This window comes from Streptomyces sp. NPDC050997 (assembly GCF_040660135.1).
GTDB lineage: Bacteria > Actinomycetota > Actinomycetes > Streptomycetales > Streptomycetaceae > Streptomyces.
Window position 1 is genome coordinate 639,570 of record NZ_JBFAGK010000002.1, and the last position, 22,281, is coordinate 661,850.

Annotated in this window: 17 protein-coding genes and 2 pseudogenes; 6 read left to right on the forward strand and 13 right to left on the reverse strand. The window is 71.2% G+C overall.

Going from position 1 to position 22,281, the window contains the following annotated elements; genetic code table 11:
* The first annotated feature begins 117 nt into the window (after nt 1-117).
* Both AB0H86_RS06125 and AB0H86_RS06130 read left to right on the forward strand, forming a co-directional pair.
* A complete protein-coding gene (locus AB0H86_RS06125; protein ID WP_362433722.1) occupies nt 118-1,095 on the forward strand; it encodes a permease in 978 nt (325 codons plus the stop codon).
* Nucleotides 1,092-1,925, forward strand: coding sequence for a TIGR03943 family protein (locus tag AB0H86_RS06130; protein WP_362433493.1), 834 nt, complete (start codon nt 1,092-1,094; stop codon nt 1,923-1,925). The genes AB0H86_RS06125 and AB0H86_RS06130 overlap by 4 nt, the downstream gene beginning before the upstream one ends.
* Before the next feature lie 40 nt (nt 1,926-1,965).
* Here the strand turns inward: AB0H86_RS06130 and AB0H86_RS06135 are convergent, their stop codons facing one another.
* Complete coding sequence (locus AB0H86_RS06135; protein ID WP_362433495.1) at nt 1,966-3,285, reverse strand: protein kinase; 1,320 nt, start codon at nt 3,283-3,285, stop codon at nt 1,966-1,968.
* Between the two features lie 249 nt (nt 3,286-3,534).
* Between AB0H86_RS06135 and AB0H86_RS06140 the strand changes: the two genes are divergently transcribed.
* A complete protein-coding gene (locus AB0H86_RS06140; protein ID WP_362433498.1) occupies nt 3,535-4,026 on the forward strand; it encodes a hypothetical protein in 492 nt (163 codons plus the stop codon).
* Nucleotides 4,027-4,058: 32 nt separating this feature from the next.
* Here AB0H86_RS06140 and AB0H86_RS06145 read toward each other — a convergent pair whose 3' ends face one another.
* From AB0H86_RS06145 to AB0H86_RS06175, 7 genes are all read right to left on the reverse strand, one after another.
* Nucleotides 4,059-4,844: a glycosyltransferase family 2 protein gene (locus AB0H86_RS06145; RefSeq protein WP_362433501.1), complete on the reverse strand. Its 786-nt coding sequence runs from the start codon at nt 4,842-4,844 to the stop codon at nt 4,059-4,061.
* A 284-nt stretch (nt 4,845-5,128) separates the two neighbouring features.
* Nucleotides 5,129-9,220 (reverse strand): AAA family ATPase, encoded by a 4,092-nt coding sequence (locus AB0H86_RS06150; protein ID WP_362433503.1) that lies wholly within the window; start codon nt 9,218-9,220, stop codon nt 5,129-5,131.
* Nucleotides 9,221-9,797: 577 nt separating this feature from the next.
* Nucleotides 9,798-10,187 (reverse strand): toxin-antitoxin system, toxin component, PIN family protein, encoded by a 390-nt coding sequence (locus tag AB0H86_RS06155; RefSeq protein ID WP_362433505.1) that lies wholly within the window; start codon nt 10,185-10,187, stop codon nt 9,798-9,800.
* Complete coding sequence (locus tag AB0H86_RS06160) at nt 10,177-10,833, reverse strand: DUF433 domain-containing protein (protein ID WP_362433507.1); 657 nt, start codon at nt 10,831-10,833, stop codon at nt 10,177-10,179. Before AB0H86_RS06160 ends, AB0H86_RS06155 begins: the two co-directional genes overlap by 11 nt.
* 109 nt (nt 10,834-10,942) lie before the next feature.
* Nucleotides 10,943-11,869 (reverse strand): hypothetical protein, encoded by a 927-nt coding sequence (locus tag AB0H86_RS06165; protein ID WP_362433509.1) that lies wholly within the window; start codon nt 11,867-11,869, stop codon nt 10,943-10,945.
* A gap of 273 nt (nt 11,870-12,142) precedes the next feature.
* Nucleotides 12,143-12,280: a DUF397 domain-containing protein gene (locus AB0H86_RS06170; RefSeq protein ID WP_362433511.1), complete on the reverse strand. Its 138-nt coding sequence runs from the start codon at nt 12,278-12,280 to the stop codon at nt 12,143-12,145.
* Entirely contained in the window at nt 12,237-13,151 is a 915-nt protein-coding gene (locus AB0H86_RS06175; RefSeq protein WP_362433724.1) for a helix-turn-helix transcriptional regulator, read from the reverse strand. Before AB0H86_RS06175 ends, AB0H86_RS06170 begins: the two co-directional genes overlap by 44 nt.
* 177 nt (nt 13,152-13,328) lie before the next feature.
* On the opposite strand from AB0H86_RS06175, the gene AB0H86_RS06180 reads away from it, so the two are divergent.
* Nucleotides 13,329-13,811 (forward strand): ATP-binding protein, encoded by a 483-nt coding sequence (locus AB0H86_RS06180; RefSeq protein WP_362433513.1) that lies wholly within the window; start codon nt 13,329-13,331, stop codon nt 13,809-13,811.
* Here AB0H86_RS06180 and AB0H86_RS06185 read toward each other — a convergent pair.
* The gene (locus AB0H86_RS06185) at nt 13,806-14,222 is read right to left on the reverse strand and encodes a MerR family transcriptional regulator (RefSeq protein WP_362433726.1); all 417 of its coding nucleotides are present in this window, start codon (nt 14,220-14,222) and stop codon (nt 13,806-13,808) included. The genes AB0H86_RS06180 and AB0H86_RS06185 overlap by 6 nt on opposite strands.
* 115 nt (nt 14,223-14,337) lie before the next feature.
* Here AB0H86_RS06185 and AB0H86_RS06190 point away from each other — a divergent pair.
* Nucleotides 14,338-15,410 (forward strand): annotated as a pseudogene (locus AB0H86_RS06190) (alkene reductase).
* A 135-nt stretch (nt 15,411-15,545) separates the two neighbouring features.
* Here AB0H86_RS06190 and AB0H86_RS06195 read toward each other — a convergent pair.
* Nucleotides 15,546-15,662: pseudogene (locus AB0H86_RS06195) on the reverse strand (restriction endonuclease); the annotation flags it as partial.
* Nucleotides 15,663-15,821: 159 nt separating this feature from the next.
* Between AB0H86_RS06195 and AB0H86_RS06200 the strand changes: the two are divergent.
* Nucleotides 15,822-19,091, forward strand: a complete 3,270-nt coding sequence (locus AB0H86_RS06200) for a BTAD domain-containing putative transcriptional regulator (RefSeq protein ID WP_362433516.1) — start codon at nt 15,822-15,824, stop codon at nt 19,089-19,091.
* A gap of 191 nt (nt 19,092-19,282) precedes the next feature.
* Here the strand turns inward: AB0H86_RS06200 and AB0H86_RS06205 are convergent, their stop codons facing one another.
* The 3 genes from AB0H86_RS06205 to AB0H86_RS06215 all read right to left on the reverse strand — a co-directional run bounded on the left by AB0H86_RS06205 (nt 19,283) and on the right by AB0H86_RS06215 (nt 21,774).
* Entirely contained in the window at nt 19,283-20,098 is an 816-nt protein-coding gene (locus tag AB0H86_RS06205) for an ABC transporter permease (RefSeq protein WP_362433519.1), read from the reverse strand.
* Between the two features lie 111 nt (nt 20,099-20,209).
* A complete protein-coding gene (locus AB0H86_RS06210) occupies nt 20,210-21,169 on the reverse strand; it encodes an ATP-binding cassette domain-containing protein (RefSeq protein ID WP_362433521.1) in 960 nt (319 codons plus the stop codon).
* Between the two features lie 260 nt (nt 21,170-21,429).
* Nucleotides 21,430-21,774, reverse strand: coding sequence for a hypothetical protein (locus AB0H86_RS06215; protein ID WP_362433523.1), 345 nt, complete (start codon nt 21,772-21,774; stop codon nt 21,430-21,432).
* Between the last annotated feature and the right edge of the window lie 507 nt (nt 21,775-22,281).

Below are 22,281 nucleotides of genomic sequence, written 5' to 3' on the forward strand. Positions count from 1 at the left end.
CGTCAGCCGTATGAGAGGGGAGCGAAACCAGCGCCCTTTCGCACCACCGGAGGTACCTCGGCCGTGGCCGTCACCAAAGCAGCCCCGCGGGACAGCGGGCGGGACAGCGGGGCGGACATCGGTCCGGCGCCGGACACGGAGGGCCCGCGCCGCCTCAACTCGCCGCTCACGCTCACCCTGTTGCTCATTCTCCTGGTGCTGGCGCAGGGCCCGATCCGGCGGGCGCTGTCCGCGCCGGTGATGCAGAGCTGGATGACCGTGTTCGTCGCGGTGATCGTGCAGGCGCTGCCCTTCCTGGTGCTGGGGGTGCTGCTGTCGGCGGCCATCGCGGTGTTCGTCCCGCCGTCCTTCTTCGCCCGCGCGCTGCCGAAACGCCCCGCGCTGGCGGTTCCGGTGGCGGGCATGGCGGGCGCGGTGCTGCCTGGCTGCGAGTGCGCGTCCGTACCGGTGGCCGGGGCACTGGTGCGCCGGGGCGTCACCCCGGCCGCCGCGCTCGCGTTCCTGCTGTCCGCCCCGGCGATCAACCCGATCGTGCTGACGGCGACCGCCGTCGCCTTCCCGAACGACCCCGAGATGGTCCTCGCCCGTTTCGTCGCGAGCCTGCTGGTGGCCTGCGCGATGGGCTGGCTGTGGCAGCGCGTCGGCCGCGCCGAGTGGCTGCGCCCGCCGGCCCGCGCGGCCTACGACGGCCAGAGCAAGGGGGCCGCGTTCTGGGGCTCGGTCCGCCATGACGTGATGCACGCCGGGGGATTCTTGGTGGTCGGCGCGATGGCCGCGGCCACTCTCAAGGCCGTCGTCCCCGAGGAGTGGCTGCGCATGGCGGCCGGCAACCCGGTGGTGTCCGTGCTCGCCCTCGCGGTCCTGGCCGTGCTGTTGTCGATCTGCTCGGAGGCGGACGCGTTCGTGGCCGCCTCGCTGTCGCAGTTCTCGCTCACCGCGCGGCTGGCGTTCCTGGTCGTCGGCCCGATGGTCGACCTGAAACTGTTCGCGATGCAGGCGGGCACGTTCGGCCGCGGCTTCGCCCTGCGCTTCGCACCCGCCACCTTCGCAATGGGGGTCACCGTGTCGGTCCTGACCGGGGCGGTGCTGCTGTGAACCGCCAGGCACAGGCGGCGGTCCTGTTCCTGCTCGGCGCGGCCCTCCTGCACGCCGGCTTCACCGACCTCTACCTGCGCTACGTCAAGGCCGGCCTGCGCCCGATGCTGCTGGCCTCCGGCGTCGTCCTCATCGCGGCGGCCCTGGCGACGGTCTGGTACGAGTGGCGGGCGAAGAAGGAGGGCCACGCAGAGCCCTCACAGCCCGCAGAGCACGCAGAGCCCGCAGAGCACGCAGAGCACGCAGAGCACGCAGAGCACGCAGAGTCCGCAGAGCACGGGGGCCAAGAGGGCGGCCACTCGGGCCACTTGGGTCACGCCCACCGCGAACCCCGGGTCTCCTGGCTGCTCGTCCTCCCGCTCCTCGCCCTGATCCTGGTCGCGCCGCCCGCCCTCGGCTCCTACAGCGCCCTGCGCACCGGCACGGCCCTGCAACAGCCGTACGGCTACGCGGATCTCCCCGCCGACGGCACCCTGCGCCTCAGCCTGGTCGACTACGCGGGCCGCGCGATCTACGACCGGGGCCGTTCCCTGGAGGGCCGGCAGATCAAGGTCGCCGGCTTCGTGGCGCTGGACCGCACCGGCGCCCCCTACCTGGTCCGCATGGCCCTCAACTGCTGTGCCGCCGACGCGCAGCCGGTGAAGATCGGCCTGACCGGCCAAATCCCCCCGGTCCTGCAACCGGACACCTGGCTGGAGGTCACCGGCACCTACACCGCCCGCCGCGCCAAGGACCCGGTCAACCACGGCCCGATCCCGTACCTCGACGTCACGGCCGCCAGGCCGGTCCCGGCGCCGCACGACCCGTACGACGAGAGCTGGAACAACTGACGAGACCTGGAGCAACTGACGGGCGCCCGAGTCCTCAGTCTCAGCCCTCGTCGGTCCCGTCTTCGTCTTCCTCTTCGCTGCCCTTGTCCTCGCCCTTGTCCTCGCCCTTGTCCTGTTCAGGTGGCCGCTTCTCGCCCTTCTCGCGCTTCTCCTCCTCCGGGGCTGCCGCGGGGGAGGACGTGGTCAGGGAAGGCTCGGGTACGACATCCAGCGCGGCCTCCGTGGCGGGGGCGGCGCTCGGTGTCGAGGCCGGGGTGACGGCGGGGGCCGTAGTACCCGGGGTGTCGCCGGCCGGGCTCTCCGCGGAACTGCGTCCCGGCGCGAACCACAGCATGCCGGCGATCATCGCGGCCAGGAACACCACCACTCCCGCGATCAGCCCGCCCGTTCTGGGCCGCTGCGGACGCCGGTCCGCCCGTCGGGAGGCCGTCGGCAGCGCGTATGTCGTAGGGGGCCCGTTGGGCGTGGGCGTATGCCTGGGCGCATGCGCACGCGTATGCCTGGGCGTCGGCATCGACATGGGCGCGGGTGCGGGCAGTGGTTCGGGTCGCCCCTGCCACGCTCCGGCGCCGAACCACTCGGCGACCTGCTGTGCGGCCGGCCGGTCCTCGGGGCGCTTGGCGAGCAGCCCGAGCAGGTAGTTCTCGAAGGCGGGAGGGAGGGAGACGCCGAGTTGCCGGGGCGGCACGGGCGGGGTGTCGAGATGCTGGTGCAGGATCGCGACCGCGGTCGGGGCCCGGAACGGCGTGCGCCCGGTGAGGAGTTGGTACAGCACACAGCCCAGCGCGTACACGTCGCAGGCCGGTCCGGCGGGCCGGCCGAGGGCCCGCTCGGGGGCGAGATAGAGGCTGGTGCCGACGATCTGCCCGGTGGTGGTGAGCGCGCCGGACGGGTCGTCGATGAAGCGGGCGATGCCGAAGTCGCCGATCTTTAGGGTGCCTTCGGCGTCCTGCAACAGGTTGGCGGGCTTGATGTCGCGGTGCACGATGCCCTGCTGATGGGCCGCGGCGAGCCCCGCGGCGGCCTGGGCGGCGATCCGGGCCACCTGCTCGGCTGGCAGTGGTCCGCCCTTGCTGAGACGGCCGGCGAGGCTGTCGCCCTCGACCAGTTCCATCACGAGGAAGAGCCGGCCGTCGTACTCGCCGAAGTCGTACACCCCCACCACGTAAGGGTGGTTGAGCCGCCCCGCGGTCTGGGCCTCCAGCCGGAAGCGGGCGGTGGCCGTGGGGTCGGAGTCGTGGGGAAGGAGCAGCTTGACGGCCACAGCTCTGCCGAGCGACTCGTCGTAGCCCCGCCAGACCTCTCCCATCGCACCGCGACCGATCGGATCCTGCAGCCGGTATCGGCCCGCAATCAGCACCTGTTCGTCATCCTCATGCCGTCGGACGTGTCGATGGCCGCAGGCCGAACTCACCTCGTGGCGTGGGGTGGTGATCGTGAAAGGTGCCGCAGCCGCCCCAGAGTACCGGCTGCGGCGGCCCCGCCATGACCGCCGACCCTGGAGATCTGACGACCCGTCAGGTATGGTCGCCCCGCTGTGCCGCGCCGCGTAGAAACCGTGCCGTGCCGCGCCGCGTAGAAACCGTGCCGAGTCGAAGGGGTGAGTGTCATGGAGACCCGACCCGAGTGCACGCGACCGCAGGGGACTCCCCGCTGGGTCGCGCTGTTCTACCGGCCGGACACGGCCTCCTGGCAGCTGGGCGCGGAGTCGCCCGACCGCTCACCCGTCCTGTACGCGCTCGGCGAGATGACCCAGACCCTCCGGGCCCGTGGCGACGAGGTGACCGTCGCGCTGTGGGGCCCGAAGGACGAGGACTGGCACCGCTACGACGCCTCCGCCACGCCTGTCACTCCGACCACGTCGCCGACCCCCACCCCCGCCGAGGAAACCAAGAAGGAACCCCTCAAGAAGGAACCCACCAAGCTCGCCGAGCGCATGCACGACCGCCGGCACCAGGTGCTCATGGCGGGTCTGAGCAAAGCGGGCCGCTACGATCTCGCGCCGGACGACGTGACAGCCGTACAGACCCTCGTCGACCGACTGGACGAGACCACCGTCCGCACCCTCGCCAACTGGCTCGCCACCGCGGCGGAGCGCTAAAAACGGCAGGGGGATCAGGAGGGTCGGGAGGATCAGGCCCCGGACCCCGGCCGCCGGTCGGGGCGGCCCTGCCCGTACTCCCATCGCAACGACGCCAACGCCCGCGCCCTGGCCTCCACCACCGTCATCCGGGCCTCTCGCTCCGCCGGGTCGGTGTGCGAGGCCTGGCCGGTCATCTGGCCGTCCCACTTGCGGTAGAGGAGCCCCACCTCCTCGGAGAACCAGCCGCGGCTCACGGAGTTGAGCGCGAGCAGCAGGCCGGTGTCCTCGGACGCGGGTAACGCCATCCAGCCGCCGAGGGCCACCAGGAGGTCCCTGCGGACGCAGAGTGTCGCCGGATGGACCTGGGAGCGGAAGTCGTTCGCCTTCCAGAAGTCGAGAACGGCGCCGCGCTCTATCGGCCCGTGGTCGGGGTCCCCGGGGAAGCCGACCGTGGAACCGTCGGGCAGGTGGTCCAGGGCGCGGGAGGTCGCCCACCCGAGGGTGCGGTCGGCCTCCAGGGCGGTCAGGTCGCGGGCCAGGGTGCCGGGGGCGAGCCGGTCGTCGGCGTCCAGGATCTTCACGTAGTCGCCGTCGGCGTGCGCGAGCGCGATCGTGCGGGCGACACCGGGACCGCCGGGCCGGCCCTGCCGGAACGTCACCCGGGCGTCGTCGGGGACATGAGGGACGACGTCGCCGGTGGCCCCGTCCTCCTGGATCACCCAGTGCCAGCCCCAGCCGTCGGGCAGCTCCTGCGCGCGCAGCGAGGCGTAGGCCTCCCGCAGGAAGTGGGCCGACGGGGCGTGGACGGCGGTCACGACGACGACACGCCTGCTCACGGCAGCACCCACCACCTTCCCGGAGCGGCGGCGGGGCCGGGCTCCGCGGGACACGGAAACGCCCGACCGCTGGCGACGGGGGATGCACCAGCGATCGGGCTATGGCCAACACTAACAACGCCGCATGTCCGGTGGGAGCCGACTGCTGAGCCGGACCAAGAAGTTGTGATCGGGATCACGTTCAAAAAACGGTCCAACCTGTGCGCAGGACCGGACGACCGGACGACCGGACGACCGGACGACCGGACGACCGGACGACCGGGCGACCGCACGCCCGGGCCGTGTCACTGGTCGCACGGGGGCCGGTAGGAGAGCCGGGGCAGGTACTCGTGCCACTTCTGCGACGTCAGCACACCCCGCGTGGTCGAGCAGATCCGGTCGATGGCGTCCTCGACGTCCAGATTCCACAGCCGTACGGTGTCGGCGCCGCTGGACACCCCGAGCATCTGGCTCCTGGGGCTGAACGACAGGAAGTTGCCCGTCTTCGCGTTGGGGCTCATCGACTGCCCGATGGGCGCGGCGTCATCGGGATGGGCGACGTCCCACAGCCGGACCGTGTTGTCGTTGCCGCCGCTGGCGAGGGTGCGCCCGTCCCGGCTGAACGTCAGCGAGACGACCGCCTCGGTGTGGCCGGTGAGCGGGGAGCCCAGCGAGGTCGCGGCGACCGGGTCGGTGACGTCCCAGAGCCGGACCGTGTCGTCGTCGCTGCCACTGGCCAGGGTGTGGCCGTCCCGGCTGAACGCGAGCGTGTTGATGGGGCCATGGTGCCCGGTGAGCGGAGTGCCCAGAAGAGTGGCGTGCCCGGGGTCGGCGGCGTTCCACAGCCGGACGGTGCCGTCCGCGCTGCCGCTGGCGAGGGTCTTGCCGTCGAGGCTGAACACAAGGGAGTTGATGTAGCCCCGGTGCCCGGTCAGCGGCTTGCCGAGCGGAACGACATGGGAGGGGTCCTCGACGTTCCACAGCTGGATCGTGCGGTCGTCGTAGGCGGTCGCCAGGGTGCGCCCGTCCGGGCTGTAGGCCAGCGCGTCGGGGCCCATGAACCGGGTCCGCAGCTCGATCGGCGGCCCGGCGGGGACGGGGTGGGCGGGGTCGCTGACGTTCCACAGATGCACGGCCCGGTTCCCCGTCAGCACCGCGAGCGTGCGGCCGTCGGGGGAGAACAACGGCGCGCGCTGGCCGCCGTCCCCGGGCATGAACGGCTCGCCCAGCGACACCGGCCGACCGGGCCGCTCCACGTTCCACAGCCGGATCCGTCCGTCGCGCCCGGCCGTGGCCAGCACCCGCCCGTCCGGACGGAACACCCCGGTGCGGCCGATCATGTCGCCCCTCGGGACGGACCACAGGCGGACCTTGCTGTCGCCGCTCCCGGTGGCCAGGGTCCTGCCGTCGGGGCTGAAGCCGACGGCGTACATCTCGCCGCTGCTGCCCGCGAGCGGCTCCCCGACCTGCGAGGGGTAGGCCGGATCGCTCACGTTCCACAGGCTCGCCGTGCTGTCCGCGCTGCCGGCGGCGAGCTCGCTCCCGTCGGGGCTGAAGGCCACCGACCAGACGGGGCCGGTGTGCCCGGACAGCGGCGTGCCCAACTGGGCGCCCCGACGGGGGTCGGACACGTCCCACAGGCGGACGGTGTCGTCCGCGCCGCCGCTGGCGAGGGTGGAGCCGTCGGGGCTGAAGGCCACGGAGTGCACGGTGCCGGTGTGTCCGGCCAGCTTGGTGTCGAACCGCCGCGGATCTTGTGGGTCGGTCGTGTCCCACAGCCGGATCGTGTGGTCGTCGCCCCCGGCGGCCAGCGTCCGCCCGTCCGGGCTGAACGCCACGGACCGCACGGCGGCCCGGTGCCCGGTCAGCGCCCCGAGCGACTTCGGCGCGCGCGGATGCCGTACGTCCCACAGCCGTACGGTGTGGTCCTCGCCGGCGGAGGCCAGCGTGCTCCCGTCCGGGCTGAAGGCGACCAGGTAGATGGTGCCTTTGTGACCGGTCAGCGGTGCGCCGAGCGACTTGGGGTGAGCCGGGTCCCGTACGTCCCACAGCCGGATCGTGCCGTCGTCCGCCGCGCTGGCGAGGGTCTTGCCGTCGGGGCTGAAGACCGCGCTGCTCACCCAACTGGTGTGGCCGGTCAGGGGTTTGCCCAGGGGCCGGGGACGGGACGGGTCGGCCACGTTCCACAGCCGGACGGTGCGGTCGTAGCTCGCGGTGGCCAAAAGCTTTCCGTTCGGGCTGAACGAGGTGAGGTAGACGGCGCCGGTGTGGCCGAGCAGGGGAGTGGCCAGCGGGGCGTTCACGATCGAGATCAGGCGATTGCGGGTGCCCTCGTCGTCCGGCCGCAGCCCGTGCGCGACCAGGTCGAGCTGTGCGGACAGCGAGGGGTCCGTGTACTGGACGCGGTCCGCCTCGGCGACCACCTGCTCGAACACCGCGTCGTTGCGCTGCTGCCAGGCGACCACCGCCGAACCGACGGCCACGAGCGCCAGCACCAACAGTGCCGACACCGCGCCGCGGCTGATCCAGACGGTCCGCCTGCGCAGCCGTACCGAAGCGGCCAGGAAGTCCGTCGCGCCACGGGTCAGGAAGATGTCACCGGCGGTCTTCGCCCAGCTGTGCGCCTGCTCCAGCCGGGAGCCCCGGTACAGCAGGGAGGTGTCACGGTTCGAGTCCTCCCAGGCCCGGCCGTCCTCCTCCAGCCGCTGACGCAGCAGATTGCTGCCCCGGTCCTCGTCGATCCAGTCGCGCAGCCGGGGCCAGGCGTGCAGCAGCGCCTCGTGGGTGATCTCGACGGTCTCCGCGTCCATCGTCACCAGCCGGGCCCGCACCAGCGCTTCGAGCGACTCCTCCGTCTTGCCGGGGTCCGTCGACTCCTCCGCCAGTTGCCGCCGCGTCCCCCGCCGCCGGGTGGCCTGGGTGTCCTCGCTCAGCCGGACCAGCCGCAGCAGAAGCAGCCGCGCTGCCGTACGTGCCGCCGGGTCCAGCCCCGACCAGGCCCGCTCGGCGGTCGCGGCCACCGCGCCCTGGATCCCGCCCGCCGCGCGATATCCGGCCAGCGTCAGCCGCCCCGCCTTGCGCCGCTGCCAGGTGGCGAGCAGCGCGTGCGACAGCAGCGGCAGCGCCCCCGCGTCGTGCGCCCCGCGCGGTCCGTCGGCGCTCACCTCCCGCACGATCAGCTCCGCCAGCCCCGGCTCCAACTCCAGCCCGACCGCCTTGGCCGGACCGGTCACCGCCTCCCGTAACTCCGTGGCGGTGAGGGGGCCGAGCACCATGTGGCGGTGCTGGAGCGCGTCGGCCAGTTCGGGATATCCGAGGCACTGCTCGTAGAAGTCGGCACGGATCCCGAGGACCACGAGAACGGGGGCCGGGCAGTCGCCTGGCGCGTCCGGGTCGGTGGGCGCTCCCGGCCCGGGGGGCGTGGACGCGGCGTGCAGGACCTGGACGAAGGCCCGCCGGTCGGCCTCGTCGGAGCAGAGGGTGAACGCCTCCTCGAACTGGTCCACGATGACGACGGGACGCCCACCGGACGGCGCCTCACGCCGCGCCCACCCGGCGAAGGCCTCCTGCACCGAGCCGGCGAACGCCTGGGACTCGGCCGTGTCGAAGGCGACGTCGGTGGCGATGTCGGTGGAGATCTCCATGGCGATGTCCGAGGCGATGTCCGTGGCGACGTCGTTCAGTTCGGGAACCCGACGGATCAACTCCTTGAGCGGATCGGCACCGGGGACGAGCTGGAGCACCGGACGTGCCGGACCGCTCCCGCCGCTGAGCGCCCCGTCCCGCACCGCGGGCACCAGACCGGCGTTCAACAGGGACGACTTCCCCGCCCCCGACGCACCCACGAGCACCACCAGACCACCGGTCGGCTCGGCCGCGCGCAACTGCGCGACCAGGGCCTCCGTGCTCCGCTCCCGCCCGAAGAACCACCCGGCGTCCTGCTGCCGGTAGGAGGCCAGCCCCCGATACGGACACACCCCACCGGCCACGGACGAGGCGTCCGCCCGGACCCGCTGTTCCTCGCCCGCCTCCGTCTCGGCGGCGGGACGCTCCGAGACCGGATCGGCCACCGCCTGTTCCCACAGCCGCTGCCACTGCCCCAGGTCGTACAGTCCGTTGGACACCGGGGCGGGCCGCGCCCGCCGTGCCTGGGGTATGAGGACATGAAGCACCGCCGCGAGAGCGGCGAACTGGGCCGGTACGTTCTTGGCCCGCCGCCAGTCACTGATCCGCTGCGACGACACCCGCACGGATCGCCCGCGCTCGTCGACCCGCTGCAGCCGTACGACCGCCTCGGCGACGCTCTTGAGGGGAGGGTTGCCGGCCTCCTTGTACAGCAGGGCGAGTCGCTCCGCGAAGGCCGTGCGTGCCCCTGAGTCGGAACTCAAGGTCTCCACCCCTTACTTCCCTCGCGCTTGAACATCCGGACCGGAAAACTCACTTTATACGGCTGACCTGCGGTTACGTGTCCGGACGGGTACCGGAACCTCCTCGCGCGAAGCCGAAACTGGCAGGATCGCCCCGTAACAGCGCGGCAACCGGACGTCACCAGGACAGGCCACCAGCTCAGCGCTCGGAGAGACACCCCACGGCTTGGCACGTGCCCCGCCGGCTTCCGCCGGAGTCACGGGACGGCGCCGCCGGTCTCCCCACCCGAGCCCGAGGGATCCACCGGGATCCGGCATTCGTCCCCGATCCACGCCCGAACGGCACGGATGGACGCATCGGCACTGTCCGGCACCGGTCCCCACGAGGGGAGGGACCGGCGCCGGACGACGTGCTGCGTCCCCGTGATCCGTTAAATGCATTCCCGAGTCATGCCCGACCCGACCCCGAACAACCCATCGGGCCCGGCGTCCTTTTCCGGCAGAGGGAAAGTCCTGGGCGCCGGTCGGGTCGCATGGGGCCGGTCCGAGGGGCCAGGCCCCACATCCGGCCGCGGCGACCTCGTGACTCGGGTGGCTGTCCCGCCAGTCAGGGCGGCCACGTGCGCTCGATGCGGTCGCGCCGTACGGCGTAGGCCGCCGGACCGCCCTTCTCGACGGTCCGGTGGATCGCGTCACGGTGTGCGGCGAGCCGTTCGACCATCTCGATGCTGCGCAGTTGCTGGTTGTCGAGGTAGAACAGCACCGCCTCGCGCTCCAGCACGGGCCGGATCTCCAGGTCGCGGGTCTTGATCCGCCCGTCCTTCGACAGCGGGACCCAGGAACGGTCGAGACCGTGAGCGATCCACTCCTCGTCCGGGACGTTCTGCCCGTCGTCAGGGAAGACGTCTCCGATGCGGTGAACCGTCCACCCGTCGGCTCTCAGCCCCTCGGCGACACGGCGGCCGAGGTTCCGGTCGAGGAAGAACTCAGGCGGCAAGATGCACCACTGCTTGGCAGAGGGCATCCACCTGCTCAGGTGTCATGTCGTAGTCGTACGCGATGTCCTCGACGGACTCCCCGGCCTCCCACAGATCGGTGATGGCCTTGACCGAGACCCGGTTGGCGGCCACCACGGGGAGACCGTGACCGAACCTCGGATCGATCACGACGGGGACGGAGTCCGGGTACTGCCTCAGCCGCAGGCTGGAGGGGAAGTCGTCGCCCGGCTCCCAGGTCAGGTAGCGGAGATAGTCGGAGACCACTTCCTCGATGGGGACCTGGCCGTCGCGGGCTCTGCGGAGGTCACCCCAACCGTGCTCGATGAAGATGTCCACGCCGTCCGTGGCGATCCGCTTGGACACGAGCCCGTACGGGGTGTCCAAGGCGTCCCGTACGGCGGCCGCGGCCTCCCTGATCTCGCTCATGCGGAGCCCCAGGGAACGCAGGGAACGAAGGGCGTGCGCCTCGGCGACCGCGATGAAAGGCACCGAAGGCTGTCCCCTCCGTACCGGCTCCACCTGATGGACCAGAGGCGCTCCAGCGGCCCTGCCCTTCAGCCACGAGAAGAGGGTCGACTGCGGAATCTGAAGGTAGGAGGCGGTCTCTCTGGGCGTCAGAAGTCCGTCCTTGAACCTGTCGGCCATGCCCCACCTCCTCTTGATGAAGTTGCTGACGCCGTTGCTGATGGCGGGATTCGCATCGTTGCACATCAAGCCTCCCACCCGGGGTCCGACCGCACACCCGCCCACCGGCTCAACCGGCCGCACGGAGACGGCCCCCCGATCGACAGTCGCGGCAGTGGCCGGGTGTGGGGGCGCGGAAGGCACGTTCGCAGCCGTCGCAGGTCTGGAAGGGCAGGACAGCCGCCGGACGTTCCACGGGGTACGCCGACGGAAGTGGAGCGGGCAGGGGCAGAGGCGTCTCGCGTAGGCGGAAGGCGAGGATTCCTGCCGGACGGACGAGGAGTTGGCCGGGGAGCCCCGCGGTGAGCAACTCGGTGATCTGGGACGCTCCCACACCCGCCGCGAGCCACTGGGCGACGGCCGGTGCCAGGCAGGCGGCCTCCCGACCGGACAGGATCAGACGCGGATCGACTCGACGCAGCGCGGTGAGTACGGCGACGGCCTGGGGATCGGCGTCGGCGAGCGGGGGCGGTACCTCCGCCTCGGACTGCGCGGGTGCGTGCATGGGTTCCCGCACGGGCACGGGTACGGACGTGGGTGCGGCCGTCGCTGCGGCGCGCTGCTGTCGGGGCCGACGCGGCTTCGGCGGCTCGGGAGGCCCGCTCGGGTCCGGGGTCGGGTCCGGGTCCGGGCTCGGGTCCGGGGTCCCGCCGGGGACGTCGTAGAAGTACGTCCGGGTACGGATCTGCCCGGTGGACAGTCGCTCGCGGCGGCGTTCCAGGTATCCGGCCGCTTCGAGTTCCCTGAGCGCTCGCGAGATGAGGATCTCGCCCTCGGTGAAGTGCTCGCACAGGGCGGCGATGGACACGGGAGTGCCGGTGGGCAGGGAGAGGATGTACACCGCCACGCCGATCGTGACGGCGCTGCCGCGCCGCTGGGCGAGGGCGTTGGAGATCACGGTGAAGTCGGCCGTGAGGCGGGTGCGTACGTGGATCACGCCGGAAGTCGGAGCTCCGGCGTCGGCGCGCAGGCGCGCGTTAGACTGCGTTTCAGCCATTGGGAAGGTTGGAGCTTCCTGATCGGTCAGGCCCTCGTTCGGGATTGCCGTCCCGGCCGGGGGCCGTATCTGTTTGCGGTTGTCGCGGCGAACGTAACCGCCCGCATCCCGCACCTGCAAGCCGGTCACTCGGACGGGTGACGGGGGCAGGGAGGGTGGGTGGGCGGGTAGTTCTTTCCACCGGTTCTTTAGGGAGGCCAGCGGCCCACCGGCCCCTCGCGGACGAGGGACCGGCAGCTCCGGAAGACGGACCGTGACCGGGACCTGGTCGGCTCAGGTGCGGTGGTGACCGCCCTTCAACTCGCTTATGAACGCTGCCCAGGAGCCTGCCTCGAAGGACAGGGCGGGGCCGTGCGGGGCCTTGCTGTCACGGACGGGAACGGCGCCGGGGAACCCGTCGGCGACCTCCACGCAGTCGCCCCCGGCCTGATTGCTGTAGCTGCTCTTGCGCCAGGCGGCGTCGTTCAGATCGGGACGGGATGTTCGTGCCACGGTAGTCGCCCTCCATCACGGACCGGATCATGTCGAGGGACATGAGCGGGGGCAGGGCTGCCGCCCGCAGCCGATCGTAAATCATCTTGTAGCGGGCGACGTTGGTCGGTTCTTCGATGAGCTGGCCGTAGTCCGAGCCCTCTGTGTAGGCCACTTCCGAGCCATCCGGCAGGGTCAGGATCGTCAGCGATCCGCCCATGGCCTCATGCCCGCCCTGGTCGAACGGCAGTACCTGAACGGTGATGTGACGTTCTGCTGCCGCATCCAGCAGTCGCTCCAACTGCTTCCGCATCACGGCGTGACCATCGATCGGACGTCTCAGAACCGCCTCGTCCAGAACCACGCACAGTTCTGGTCGGTCGGGCGAGCTCAGCCGTTCCTGCCGTTGCAGGCGGGCTGTGACACGCTCCTCCAGTTGCTCCTCGCCGTCGAGTAACGCGTCCAGGCCGAGCACCGCCCGTGCGTACTCCTCGGTTTGCAACAGCCCAGGCACCACATGGGCGGCGTACTGCCTGACGGACACCGCCCGCTCCGAGTGCGCGATGAACGCCCGCGACCAGTCCGGGAACGTCTCCCGGTACACGTACGGCCACAGCTCGACCAGCAGGTTGTCCGCGCCGAGGACGGCGTCGAGCGCCCGTGCGAGCTCCAGCGTGGGTTTCGCCCCGGAGGCTCGCTCGATCTGGGTGATCCGGGTGCTCACCACGTGTGTCTTCCGGCCGACTTCCTCCTGGGTCATTCCGGCCGCCGTACGGAGTCTGCGTACCCGCGATCCGAACAGCGCCGCCATTGACGTACTGGGGTCAATTCCGTTGGCCAAGGCGTCACTTCCGTCCTTACGAACCGAAAGATAAGGCTGCGTCACCTTTTGAGCGTAGGGCTGTCTGCCGATGCTTGAGTACGGAACGTGACGACTCGTGCGCAGCGCGGGACGTCCCAGGGCTCGACAGGCAAGGACGGACCCGCTGTGCTGACAGGAACAACCACCTCGGGCGAAGGCCCTCGAAGGGGTACCGAACGCCCGGCCTTCACGGCGCAGTTCGCCTCGTCACCCCGAGGCGCCAGCCTCGCCCGACGCCGCGCCGTGCGGCACATGGAGGAGTGGGGGCACCCGCCGGAGTCGGACGTGTCGTGCGCGGTCGCCCTCGTCGTCGGCGAACTCGCGGCGAACGCCGTCCAGCACGGCCGCGTCCCGGGGCGCGACTTCGGTCTCCGGCTCGGCCTGGACGAGGCGGCCGGCCTGGTGCGGATCGAGGTCGCCGACGCCGCCGCCACGAAACGACCGCCTGCCGCTACGCCGTCGTCGTACCCCGACGGCGAGTCGGGCCGCGGCCTGCTCCTGGTGGACGTCCTGGCGGTGCGCTGGGGCTCGACGCCGCGTCACCCCGTGGGCAAGACGGTCTGGGCGGAGGTGTCGACGGGCGCCTCAACGGGCCTGCTCGACCTATGAGTTCTGGCAGCTCATCAGCGCGGGGTCCTTGAGCCGGCCGGCCGTGGCCTGACCCAGCTGGCCGCGGTACGCCCGGGCCGCGGCCATCAGCTCGTCGAGTGTGTCCCTGGTTTGCAGGAGGTCGGCGATGTGCGTGGAGAGCCGCTCGCGCTCCAGTTCCATCCGCTCCAGCGCGGAGTCGGAGTTCTCCTCGCTGGGCGCGTCGACGCAGGGCAGCAGCTCGGTGATGGTGCGGCTGGACAGGCCGGCGGCGTACAACCGCTGGATGAACGCGACCCGTTCGACCTCGCCGTCCGTGTAGTGCCGCTGCCCGCTATGGCTACGTGTGCTGGTGAGCAGCCCCTGCTCCTCGTAGTAGCGCACGGACCGGACACTGACTCCGGAACGCGACGCGAGCTCCCCGATCCGCACCAAGTCCTCCAGGCTGAGTTCTGCGTCACAGGCCTTGCCTCTGACATCGGTGTGAGGTTTTAGCGTAGCTGCCGTGCCCGAGGTGCGGGCACGGAGAACGTGAAGGAGCCCTGACATGACGACCCTTTTCACCAGCTACCGGCTCGGCGGCCTCACGCTGCCCAACCGTACGGTCATGGCCCCGATGTCCGGGTCCGGGCAGCCGCCGGTGGCCTGGCGACGTCGTCGATGGCGACCTACTACGCCCAGCGGGCGACAGCCGGGCTGATCGTGAGCGAGGGGGTGCAGCCGAGCCTGATCGGGCAGTCCAACCCGGGCACACCGGGACTGCACACCGACGAGCAGGTCGAGGCATGGCGCCCCGTGACCGCCGCCGTCCACGCCAACGGCGGCCGGATCTTCGCCCAGATCATGCACGGCGGCCGGGTGTCACACTCCGACACCACCGGCCTGCAGCCGGTCGGGCCCTCAGCCGTCCCCGCCGTCGGCGACGTGTTCACCCCGACCGGGCCCCAGCCCGCGTCGACGCCGCGCGCGCTCGACACCGCCGAAGTGCCCGAGCACGCACGGTCGTACGCCGAAGCCGCCCGCCGCGCCGTCGACGCGGGCTTCGACGGCGTGGAACTCCACGGCGCCAACGGCTACCTGATCTCACAGTTCCTCTCGTCCAACGCCAACCTGCGCACGGACCGCTACGGAGGCCCGATCGCCAACCGGATCAGGTTCGCCGTCGAGGCCGTCGCCGCCACGGTCGAGGCCGTCGGCGGGGACAGGACCGGCATCCGTCTCTCACCGGGCGGAACGTTCTGGGGAGTCGAGGAGACCGACGTCCTCGACCTCTACACCGCCCTGCTGACCGAACTGGCCCCCCTCGGACTGGCATACGTGCACCTCGAGGCCACCGCCGACGAAGAGATACTCGTCGCCCTGCGGCAAGCATGGCCGGGCACCCTCGTCATGAACCCAGTCCTCCCGATGGGCCCCAAACAGACCAGCCGAGACGACGCCGACCACTGGCTCGGCCTCGGCGCCGACCTCATCAGCTTCGGCCGCGCCTTCATCGCCAACCCCGACCTGGTCGAGCGCCTGCGCGTCGGACTTCCGATCGCCCCCGTCGACGAGACCACGTTTTACCAGGGCGGCGAAGCGGGCTACTTGACCTACTCGGCCCATCAGTACACGGCTTGATTCCACGCTGCGGTGAACTCCACCGCTTGAGGTGGCGGCCCTGGAAGGGCATTCGTACGATGCGGCCGCCTTCTGCCTCCGTCACCGACCCGGCACCTCGGACGCCCAGGTGCTCGCCTTGTGGACCTCGGGCTGGTGGAACGGGTAAGCGGGTGTCGCCCTGTTGGGCGGACCGTACTCGGTCAGCAGATGCTGCAGATCCGCCTCCACCGCGCTGTACCGCAGTTCGCCGCCGCCATGCTGCTGGAACCGGCGGAAGGTTCTGACCCGCCCGAACACACGCACCGCACACCGAGGTGCCGTCCGGAGCCGAAGGCTCTTTACCGGGGGCATCAAGTGGGTGATGCTGGCCCGGCGTTGGAGGGGTGATCGACACGGTAGGGGCCGGTCGGTCCGGAGGGGGAGGCCGTTGTGCGGGTAGAGCTGCTGGGACCGGTTCGGGTGTATGCCGACGAGGTGACGCCGGTCGAGGTGGGTGGTGTCCGGCTGCGGATGCTCCTCGCCAGGCTCGCCCTCGACGAGGGCCGGACGGTGTCCGTCGACTCGCTCGTCGACGGCCTGTGGGGAGAGGAGCCACCCGCCGAAGCGGCCAACGCGCTGCAGGCGCTGGTGTCCCGGCTGCGCAGATCGCTGCGCGGGGCCGCGGCGGTGGAGTCCGCGTCCGGCGGCTACCGGCTCTCGGTGCGGGCCGAGGACGTGGACGTCCACCGCTTCGAGGATCTGACCGCTCGGGGCAGGCGGGAACTCGCCGCCGGGCGGGCCGGCGAGGCGGCCTCGCTGCTCGGAACGGCGCTCGCGCTGTGGCAGGGCACGGCGCTCGCCGATGTTCTCGACGCCCCGTTCGCCGGGCCCGTCGCGACCCGGCTCGACGATCTGCGGACCGCGGCGGCCGAGGACCACTGCGATGCCGAGCTGCGACTCGGACGGTACGGAGAGGTGCTGGCCGACCTCGAAGCGGCCGGTGCCGAACGGCCGTTGAGCGAGCGGGTCGCCGGGCTGCGGATGCGCGCGCTGTCCGCGGCCGGACGGCAGTCCGACGCCCTCGCGGTGTACGAGGCGATACGGGAGCGACTCGACGACGAACTCGGCGTCGTCCCGTCGGCCGACCTGCGGGAGATCCATCTGGCCCTGCTACGAGGCGAGTTGGAGACGCCTGTCGAGCGGGCCGAGGCCGCCGCGAGCCGCCTCCCGGCCAGGCTGACCAGCTTCGTCGGTCGGGACGATGAACTGAGCCGACTCGGCGGGCAGTTGGCCCACAACCGACTCGTCACCATCGTCGGCCCCGGCGGCGCGGGCAAGACCCGGCTCTCCTTCGAAGCGGCCACCCGGGACCGCGCCCACCCACGCGGCCGCGTCTGGTTCGTGCCGCTCGCCGGTGTGAGCGCACCGGACCAGCTGGCCGACGCGGTACTCGGCGCCCTCGGCTCCACCGACGGCCGCCTCTATGACGCCGGCCAGGGACAGCGGGCCACCCCGGTCGAGCGCATGGCCGCGCTCTTCGGCAGCGGCGACGCCCTGCTCCTGCTCGACAACTGCGAGCACCTCGTCGAGGCGGCCGCCGAACTCGCCGCCGAACTCCTCGACCAACTCCCCGAGTTACGAATCCTCGTCACCAGCCGCGAGGCCCTCGCCATCACCGGCGAGACCCTGTGCCACCTCGGCCCCCTCGACGTACCGATGGGATCACCGGAGCCCGCCGAGGCCGCGCAGTCGCCCGCCGTCCGCCTCTTCGTCGACCGGGCCGCCGGAGTCCGTCCGGACTTCACGCTCGACGACTCGACCCTCGACGCCGTGGTCGAGATCTGCCGACGGCTCGACGGGATGCCGCTGGCCCTCGAACTGGCCGCGGCGAAGCTCCGCTCGATGAGCGTCGAGCAGATCGCGCGTCGCCTCGACGACCGCTTCCGCCTCCTCGCCTCGGGCAGCCGCACCGCCCTGCCCCGCCAGCGCACCCTGCTCGCGCTCGTCGAGTGGAGCTGGGACCTGCTCGACGAACCCGAACGGATCCTCGCCCGCAGACTGTCGGTGTTCCCGGGCGGCGCGACCGTCCCCGCGCTCGAAGCGGTCTGCGCGGACCCGTCGCTCCCGGCCGCCGACATCCCGTACGTCCTGGACGCCCTGGTCGAGAAGTCGCTGGTCGACAACGCCGGCGAAGGGTCGGGCGAGCCGCGCTACCGGATGCTTGAGACGGTACGCGCGTACGCGGCGAGGCAGCTCGCCGAGTCCGACGCCGAGTCCGGGGCCGCCGTCACCGAGCGCTATGCCGCGTACTTCCTGGCCCTCGCGGAAGAACACGAACCCCGCCTTCGTACCAGCGAACAGCTGCGTGCCATCGAGGTCTTCGACGCCGAACACGACAACCTCGTCCTCGCGCTGCGCTCGGTCGTCGACGCCCGGGACGGGAACCTGGCGGCGCGCTTCGCCAGGGCGATGTTCTGGTACTGGGGGATCAGGGGGATGAGTACTCAGCTCGACACGTATCTGGCGGAGGTCGCCGGGCCGGATTCCGTACGGGTGGAGGGTCCCGTGCGGGTGGGGGATTCCGTGCGGGTGGGGGATTCCGTACGAGCACGGGATTCGGTACGGGCACGGGATTCCGTACGGGCACGGGATTCGGTACGGGCACGGGATTCCGTACAGACAGGGCGAGGCGAACGTCCCGCCGTCGAGGGCGAGTCGGCGACGGCACGTGAGTTCCACCCGGCCGTACTGCTCCTGCGGATGTCTCAAGTCTCCTTCGCCGCAAGCGCGTCGGGACCGGGCGGAACCGCGGACCAGGACCCCCTCGACTCGCCCGATCCCTGGGTACGGGCCGGCGCCCACCTGGCACGGGACTTCGCCCTCACCGAACAGGGCGACCTGGTCACCGGCGCCGAGTCCCGGATCGAGGCGCTGCGCGGCTTCGAGGAGGTGGGCGACCGCTGGGGGCTCGTGATGAGCCTGCTCCCGATCGGCCGCGACCACTCCCTGCGCGGCGAGTACCCCCAGGCCATCGCCACCTTCGAACGGACCGTGGCACTCAGCTCCGAACTCGGCACCGAGGACTACCTCTACCTCAGCAAGGCCCGGCTCGCCCGCGAACGCCGGCGCAGCGGCGACCTGGCGGGCGCCTTCCGCGATCTGCGCGCCGCACACCGGCAGGCCCGCGACCACGGGCAGCTGCGCCTGGAGGCCAACATCCTCGTGGGCCTGGCCAATGTGCACCGCAGGGCCGGTGACCTGGCGCAGTCCGACGCGACCCTCGACCGTCTCGAGGCGCTGAGCGCCCGGCGCCCCTCCCTCAGGGAACTGGCCCGCGACCTGATCGTCAGCACCCGCATCGAGAACCGTCTCGCCGAGGGGGACGCGGTGCGGGCCAGGGCCCTGCTGCCCGAGGCGGCCGGCGCCCTGTTCGGCCAGGGAGCGGGCGCCGCACTCGCCTGGGTGGCCGAACTGCTCGGCGGAATACGGACATTGGAGGACGCTCCCGAAGACGGCGCCAGGTCGCTCGGCATGAGCCAGGTGATGCGCGGAGCCTTCGACTGGGGCGAGCCGGAGTGGCGCGAGCTGGTCGACCGCATCGTGGCGACGCTGGGCGAGGAGGGCTTCAAGAAGGCGTACGAGGAGGGGGCCGCGTACTCCCGTGAGGACGCGCTGCGGTGGCTGGAGGCAGAGACCTTGCGGGCGGTGCCGCGGATCTGACGAGGCGCGCGCGGTCATGCGGACAGTCGGGCGGTCATGTGGACAGCCGGGCGGCCATGCGGACAGCCGGGCGGCCATGCGGACAGCCGGGCGGTCACGCTGACAGCCGGGCGCTCATGCTGACAGCCGGGCGGGGTCCGCTCCACCCTCGTGGGTGCGGACCCCGCCCGGCAGGGCTTGTCACCGGAGGATCATCCGGCGTTCTTGCGGTAGGCGCGCATGGCCAGCGGGAAGAAGACCACGATCACGCCGGCCATCCAGGCGAAGGTGCCGGCCAGGGAACCGGCGACCGGACCGCCGTTGAGCAGTCCGCGGACCGCGTCGGCCACCAGGGAGACGGGGTTGACGTCGGACCAGGCCTGGAGCCAGCCGGCCATGCCGTCCCTGGGGATGAAGACGTTGCTGGCGAAGGTGAGCGGCAGGATCAGGATGGTCATCAGGCCCTGTACGGAGGTGGGGTTCTTGATCAGCATCCCGAGGTACACCGAGATCCAGGAGAAGCTGAGGGCGAAGCCGACGAGCAGGGCGAGCGCGGCGAGCGTGGCGAGGGGGCCGGTCTCGACGCGGTAGCCCATGACCAGAGCGAGGACGACCAGGGTGCCCAGACAGGCGACATAGCGGACGACATCCGCGAGTACGGCGCCGATCAGGGGACTGGAGCGGGCGATCGGCATGCTGCGGAACCGGTCGAAGATCCCGGTACTGGCGTCCGCGCAGAGCGAGGCGCCGATGCCGACGCTGGCCTGGAAGACGGCCATGACCATGACGCCGGGGACGACGAGCCGCAGGTAGCCGTCGGTATCGCCGCCGGACATGGCGTCCCCGAAGAGGTAGATGAACATCAGCAGGCTGATGATCGGGGTGAGGATCACATCGACCAGCTGGATCGGCGACTTCATGAACTTGGTGACGCCGCGGCCGGCGAGGGCGAGGCTGTGCCGGGCGGTCTGTGCGAGGCCGATACGGCTGGGGAGTTCGGGGTGGGTGGTGAGGGGCTGGGTGCTCATGACGGGGTCCTCTCGGGAAGTCTGCGCGGAGCGGGAGAGCGGGAGAGCGGGGGAGCTGGGGAGCGGGGGAGCGGGGGAGCTGGGGAGCGGGGGAGCGGGGGAGCTGGGGGCTCAGACGGCGACGGGCTGGTCGTCGGTGACGGCGGGCGCGTGTCCGGTCAGGGCGAGGAAGACCTCGTCCAGGCTGGGCAGCCGCAGGCCGAGTTCGTCGGCGGTGATGCCGGCGCCGTCCAGGCGGCGGGCGACCGCGGCGACGATCAGCGGATCGTCGGCCGGCACGGTGAGTACGCCGGAGTCCTGGGCGGGGGCGTGTCCGGTCAGCTCGGCGAGCATCCCGGCGACCTGCGGCACATCGGCGGCCACGGTGGGCCGGACCTGGAGGATCTGACCACCGACGCGGCGCTTGAGCTCACCGGGCCGGCCCTCGGCGACCTTGCGGCCCTTGTCGAAGACGGTGATGGAGTCGGCGAGCTGGTCGGCCTCCTCCAGGTACTGGGTGGTGAGCAGCACCGTGGAGCCGTCGGCGACCAACTGCCGTACGACATTCCAGACTTCCTGCCGGGCGTGCGGGTCCAGGCCGGTGGTGGGCTCGTCCAGGTAGAGCACCTGGGGCCGGCCGACCAGGGAGGCGGCCAGGTCCAGACGCCGTCGCATACCGCCGGAGAAGGTGGCGATCGGCTTGCGGGCCGCGTCGGTGAGGGAGAATTTCTCCAGGAGCTCGGCGGCCCGCGCCTTCGCATCACGCCGGGACAGGCCGAGCAGCCGCCCGATGAGCACCAGGTTCTCGGCGCCGGACAGGGTCTCGTCCACGGAGGCGAACTGACCTGTCAGCCCGATCAGTTGCCGGACCTTGACCGGGTCCTTGACGATGTCGTGACCGCCGACGGTGGCGTGTCCGGCGTCGGGGCGCATCAGCGTGGCCAGGATGCGCACGGTGGTGGTCTTGCCGGCGCCATTGGGGCCCAGGACACCGACGACCTTGCCGGCCGGGACCTCCAGGTCGACACCGTCCAGGGCGGTGAAATCGCCGTACTTCTTGACCAGTCCCTCGGCCCGGATCGCGTACGCCATGCTCAACAACTCCTCGTCAGGTCCTCGTCGTTCTCGACGACCATGACGATGCCGGGCCCCGCTGACAGCGGGCGGACACAGCGCTGACAGCGGTCGGCGACAGCTGTCAGGAGGTATCAGAGGACTCCGGGGTGCAGTGAGGTGTCGCCGGGCTGCGGCCCATACCCCTTCGAAGTCCTGGAGGGTCAGAGGCTCCTCGACGTGCACAATTGGCGGGGCAGAGGGGGGAACCGTTCAACTCGCTCTTCTGCCGTACTTGCTCAGCTCAGACCCAGCGCTTCACGAAATCGATCGCCGCGGAGTCGACCTCCGCCGGGTTCGAGGCGCTCAGGAAGTGCTGCCCGCCCTCGATGATCTCCAGACGCGAGCCAGAACTCGCGTTCCTCGCCCGAGACGCCGCCCAGGGCCGTGTTGAACACCTCGTCCACCAACTGGTCCGGCACGACCCAGTCCTCGCCGACCGGGTCGGCGAGGGCGTCGACCAGCGGCGTGTTGAACTCGACCCCGTCCCAGCACCCCAGGTCGCGGCTGCGTGGGCTCTCGAAGTCCATCGACGTGCCGAGTGTGATGAGGCCCTTAACGATGTCCAGGGCGAGCAGCGCCATGCGGACCGCCACCCAGCCGCCTTGCGAGGTCCGTCCGAGTCCGAGTCCGAGGCCGAAGTCCTCACGCCTGCCCCGGTGTCGTCGTCCTGGATCACCTGGGCGACCCTGAAAGATGCCGTGGCGGCCACCCGGTAGCAGGTCATCCCCTTGTTGGACGAGGGTTCAGCCGCCGTTCGAGCCCAGCGACCCCAGGAACCACTCAGGGGCCCGACCCGCGATGCGGATCAGGCCCCTGCCCTGGTATTTCACTGTCGGGGTGGCGGGATTTGAACCCACCTCTTCGTCCCGAACGCGATCAGACCCCTCTGTGACCTTGGTTCGGGGTTCCTGACCTGCCAGTTCGGCTCCGGCATTGTCCATTGCAGTCCAGGGTCGTCTCGGTGGAGCTGCTGCGGTTTGGCCCCTGTTTGGCCCCCGCATGGGTGTGACTGGCCGCGACAGTTGGCCAGTCACACTGCCTACTTGGCCACAGAGATGCTTCGGGTGCTTTGTTCTGGACCGCGAAGC